Source organism: Synechococcus sp. B60.1, from assembly GCF_047462555.1.
In the GTDB taxonomy this organism is placed as follows: domain Bacteria; phylum Cyanobacteriota; class Cyanobacteriia; order Thermostichales; family Thermostichaceae; genus Thermostichus.
In genome coordinates this window covers 1-4,431 of sequence record NZ_JANSJN010000012.1, presented here as the reverse complement: position 1 = coordinate 4,431, position 4,431 = coordinate 1, and the positions used below count along the sequence as shown (strand labels likewise).

Annotated in this window: 5 protein-coding genes and 1 pseudogene; 2 read left to right on the top strand and 4 right to left on the bottom strand. The window is 61.0% G+C overall.

The window, feature by feature from the left end:
- Positions 1-311 (bottom strand): annotated as a pseudogene (locus NW863_RS02465) (hypothetical protein); the annotation flags it as partial.
- 7 nt (positions 312-318) lie between these two features.
- On the bottom strand, positions 319-996 hold the full coding sequence (locus tag NW863_RS02460) for a hypothetical protein (protein WP_414364167.1): 678 nt from the start codon (positions 994-996) through the stop codon (positions 319-321).
- A gap of 127 nt (positions 997-1,123) precedes the next feature.
- On the opposite strand from NW863_RS02460, the gene NW863_RS02455 reads away from it, so the two are divergent.
- A complete protein-coding gene (locus tag NW863_RS02455; protein ID WP_414364166.1) occupies positions 1,124-1,507 on the top strand; it encodes a hypothetical protein in 384 nt (127 codons plus the stop codon).
- 19 nt (positions 1,508-1,526) lie between these two features.
- Here the strand turns inward: NW863_RS02455 and NW863_RS02450 are convergent, their stop codons facing one another.
- Both NW863_RS02450 and NW863_RS02445 read right to left on the bottom strand, forming a co-directional pair.
- Positions 1,527-2,642, bottom strand: a complete 1,116-nt coding sequence (locus tag NW863_RS02450) for an aldo/keto reductase (protein ID WP_414364165.1) — start codon at positions 2,640-2,642, stop codon at positions 1,527-1,529.
- An 82-nt stretch (positions 2,643-2,724) separates the two neighbouring features.
- Positions 2,725-4,014, bottom strand: coding sequence for a cysteine desulfurase (locus tag NW863_RS02445; RefSeq protein ID WP_414364164.1), 1,290 nt, complete (start codon positions 4,012-4,014; stop codon positions 2,725-2,727).
- 143 nt (positions 4,015-4,157) lie between these two features.
- Here NW863_RS02445 and NW863_RS02440 point away from each other — a divergent pair, with 143 nt between their 5' ends.
- On the top strand, positions 4,158-4,376 hold the full coding sequence (locus NW863_RS02440) for a hypothetical protein (protein ID WP_414364163.1): 219 nt from the start codon (positions 4,158-4,160) through the stop codon (positions 4,374-4,376).
- The last annotated feature ends 55 nt before the right edge of the window (positions 4,377-4,431 follow it).

Genomic DNA, 4,431 nt, shown 5'->3' with positions numbered 1-4,431 from the left:
CCGTAGCCGGGGATCCCGTGTCGGAAAGCCTGCCAGGGGCCCAGCACGTAGCCGCGCAAGGGGATCCCTAGCAGGTGGGCCACCAAAAGGTGTCCTGCCTCGTGGCGGATGACCCGCTGCCGATAGGCTGGAGAAGCCCAATCCAGCAGCGCGCCCAGCAACCCTGAGAGCCGCCCCCCAAAGGCCACTTGTTCGACAATCACCAAGCCCACCATCCCAGACAAAGGTAGAGCCAACCGCGGCCCCAGGGCTGCCGACACCACCAAGGCCGCCACGATCCAAGCTGCGCGGGTGATTCCAGCCTCTGACATAAGGTTTCTATGCCTTCACCTCTGGTCCTAGCTCGAGCGCCAGCAGCTCGTCGGCCAACTCCAAAAACGCCTCCCGATCCAGATAGGAAACATCTCCCACCCACTCCCCTAGCTTGACCACGTAGACTTCGCTCAAGGTCGGCCGGCGCCGCAGATCGCGCGAATAGGCCTTCACCAGCGCCAGCACCGATTGCTTTTTAACAATTCGCCGGTAGCGGGGATCGTCCCTGGCCCGCACTCGGTAGAGGACTCCTGTTTCATCGCCAATTTCCATCTCAAACTGGCGCTCGCGCACTTCTTCGATATAGAGTTGCCCGTCTTCACCCACCTTTTCCCGCTCTTCCACCACCACCTCATAGCGGCGGGTGCTCAACACCTGCCCAAAAAACAGTCCTCCGTACGGGATCTCGCGAAAGGCTAGCTGCCGGCGGGAGATGGTGTACAGCGGCCCCCACAGAAAGGGATAGAGCAACGAGAGAAACCCCGCCAGAAAGGAGACCGCCCCCAGGAAGGATCCCTCGCCAAAAGCGCGAGACAGCACCAGCAGCGCTACGCCCACCAAAATGGCTGTAATGATCCGGCCTACGCTGTTGAGGGCATCGCTCCAGTAAGCTGCGTACTGGAGCCGCGTAGGCACCAGCGGGATCACCGACTCGCACTCTTCTGGGGTGAGCTCCAACAACATGCCCTGGGATCCTCAAAACATCCAACTCCACCCCTTTACCTGCTGAGGGTGGGCCAGACCCCATCTTAGAATGAGACAGGGAAGCTCTGCTGCCCTTGCCGCTCCTCCTAAGTGCTGCCAAGCTCCCATGGTGCCCGGATCCCAATTTTCTTCGACCATCAGACAGCAGGTGACCCAGTTGGACGAGGGATCTCGGCGGGACAAGGCGTGGCTGGGAGATGCAGTGCTGAGCCTATTTGCCCGCCAGTGGTTGCTCGGCCCACCGCCCGACTGGCAGGTGCCTTCCCCTCCCGGCTGCGATCTTAGCCGCGCCGAACTCTTCACCTGGCTCACTTCCAACCAATTTTTGTCGGCTCTCCGGGATCCCACCCAGGTGGAAGCAGAAATCGGCCTCATCTACGAAAGAGAAGGCCTCCCGGCAGCCTTTGCCTACATTCAGGAACAGCTACTGCCCTTGTTCGTGAGACAGGTACACAACCGCGCCAAAACCCTGCGCGGCAAACGGCGCTAGAGTCTTGAACTCCCCTCTCTCACTCCCACAGCCGCCGGATGGGAGAGCGGTGCAAAAGGCGGTGAGTTTCCGCCAACAACTCTGGGATCGGCAGGTGCTCCGGACAGCGGGGCAGACAGTCGCCGCACTCGCTGCAGCGGTCGGCAGGCACTCCTGGAAACCAGTGCCCCGCCTGGCCAAACATGTTGTAGCGGTACTGGGCAAACTCGGTCATCTCATGGGCAAGGGCCAAGTTGCGCAGCCGCAGCACCTCTGGGATGTGGATCCCTTCTGGGCAGGGCAAGCAGGCATAGCACTGGCTACAGCGACTGGATCCCAGGCGTTCTTGCTCTGCTTGGCGCAGCCGCTCCTGCACCTGCAGGCCCTCTGTCCACCAACGCTCGGGATCCCGCAGGGCTGCCAGGGCTGTCTGCAGCTCGCTGGGATGGGTAACGCCCAGACTAAGGGTATGGATACGGGGATCCGCCAGCAAAAAGCGGTAGGCAAACTCCAAGGGGCTAAAGGGCGCACAGCTCTCCTGCAGGCGCTGGGGCGGGCGGTAGAGCATCCCCCCCTTGTCGGCGGGGGAGATGATGAACACCCCCATATCCTGCTGGGCTGCCGCCTCCAGGGCCGCGGCATTGCGCTGCTGGAAAAAGTGGTAGTGCAAATTCACAAAGTCAAAATGGCCTGTCTGGATGGCCTGCAGGATTAGCTCCAGGGATCCATGGGTGGAAAAGCCGATGTAGCGCACCAGGCCCTCCTGCTGCGCCTGCCTAAGGAGCGGCAAGCCCTTCTGCAGTACCCACTCCAGGTGTTCGGGTAGGTTGATGCCGTGGAAGGCAAGCTGATCCAAGTACTCCACCCGCAGCCGCTGCAGGGATCCCTCCAGCCGTTCCCGCAGCCTCTCGCCAGGCGTGAGCTTGGTGGTTAGGATCAAGCGCTGCCGTGGCACCGCCAGACTCTGCAAGATTTCCCCCAAAAGCACCTCGGCCTGGCCGTAGGCCTGCGCCGTTTCCAGGTGGTTGATCCCTGCTTCTAGCGCCGCTGCCACCGTGGCCTGGGCCTGTTCTGGTGGCACGTTGACCAGGCGCATACTGCCCAAAGAAAAAGCCGACATGAGCTGCTGCGTGCGCCCAAAGCGGCGGTAGGGCATTGGGGAGCTCCCCCCGCTTTCCGGCTCAGCTGGGCGATGTGAGCTCAGCATCAACTTCCTCGGCGATGGACACCCCCCAACTTTACCCCAAGGCCTCTCTAAAAAACGCCACCGCCTCTGCCAGCACCTCCAGGAAGCGATCCACCTCGGCCAGGGTGTTGTAGAGGTAAACGCTGGCCCGGGCTGTCGACTGCACCTGCAAGTGGCGGTGTAGCGGCTGGGTGCAGTGGTGGCCAGCCCGGATGGCAATCCCCTGCTCATCCAGCAGCGTGGATAGATCGTGGGGGTGAATGCCCTCCACCGCAAAGCTGACCAGCCCTGCCCGGCGCGCCGGATCCTTGGGACCATAGACTGTAATGCCTGGAAGGCGCTGGATCCCTTCCAGAAGGCGAGCGGTTAGCTTTTGCTCATGGGCATGCACGCGCTCTAGCCCAATCTGGCTTAAGTAGTCGACGGCTGCCCCCAAACCCACCGCTTGGGCAATGGCCGGTGTGCCTGCCTCAAACTTGTGGGGGATATCGGCATAGGTGGCGTGATCCCAGTCCACCTCGGCAATCATCTCGCCCCCACCCAAAAAGGGCGGCATGGCCCGCAGCAGCTCCCGTTTGCCGTAGAGCACCCCAATGCCTGTGGGACCGCACATCTTATGGCCAGAAAAGGCCAGCCAATCGCAATCCAGGGCCTGCACATCCACTGGCATGTGGGGCACACTTTGACAGGCATCCAGAAGCACCTTAGCCCCATAGTGATGGGCTAGCTCAATCACCTCCTGAACAGGGCTAATGGATCCCAGCATGTTGGAGACGTGGGTCACCGCCACCAGCCGGGTGCGATTGCCGAGTAAAGAGCGGTAGTGCTCCAGATCCAACTCACCCTCGGCCGTGATGCGGATGAACTTGAGGCAGGCCCCCGTCTTCTGAGCCACGAATTGCCAGGGGATCAAATTGCTGTGGTGCTCCATCACCGACAGGATAATCTCATCCCCCCGCTCTAAGGTGCTCATGCCCCAACTGTAGGCCACCAAGTTAATGGCCTCACTGGCGTTGCGGGTGTAGATGAGCTCCTGCGGGGAAGGCGCATGGACAAAGCGGGCAATCTTCTCCCGCGCCCCCTCGTAGGCCTCCGTAGCTTCGTTGCCCAGGGTATGCACCCCCCGGTGTACGTTGGCGTTGCTGTGGCGGTAGTAGTGATCCATTGCCTGCAAAACCGCCAGCGGCTTCTGAGAAGTGGCCGCGTTGTCAAAGTAGATGAGCGGCTGGCCGTTGATCTGGCGCTGCAGGATTGGAAAATCCAACCGCACCTGGGCAGCTAGGTCGGCAGCGGTGTCAAAAGCCTGTTCCAGCTTGGGAGAAGAAAGAGGGGATACCGCCATAGTCTGCGCAGAAGCCTACCTCCCTCAGTATGGCATTGCTCTGGCCAGCCGCCCCGAAAACTCTCCCTTGCCGGCAGAAGAGAGTTGTCACGGACTGTAATTTGATGTTAAGTTTGTTTACATACAGTTACAAGGCATCACCTATGCAATCCTCTCCTAGGATCCCTTCTCGCCTCGACTCCGCTTCTGTGGCCCAATACTACGACACCACCAACGACTGGATCCCGGGCTGGACGGAGCAAGCGGAGCGTTGGAATGGCCGCCTGGCCATGGTGGGTTTGGTGATCAGCGTTGCCACAGAGGCACTGGTGGGCCACAGTGTTTTCGCCACCACTCTTGCCCAGTGGCTGGGACTGCAATAGTTCAGAACCTCGTTTTACGCAAACGCCGGGTCGGGCCTCCTATCTGGGGGCTGCC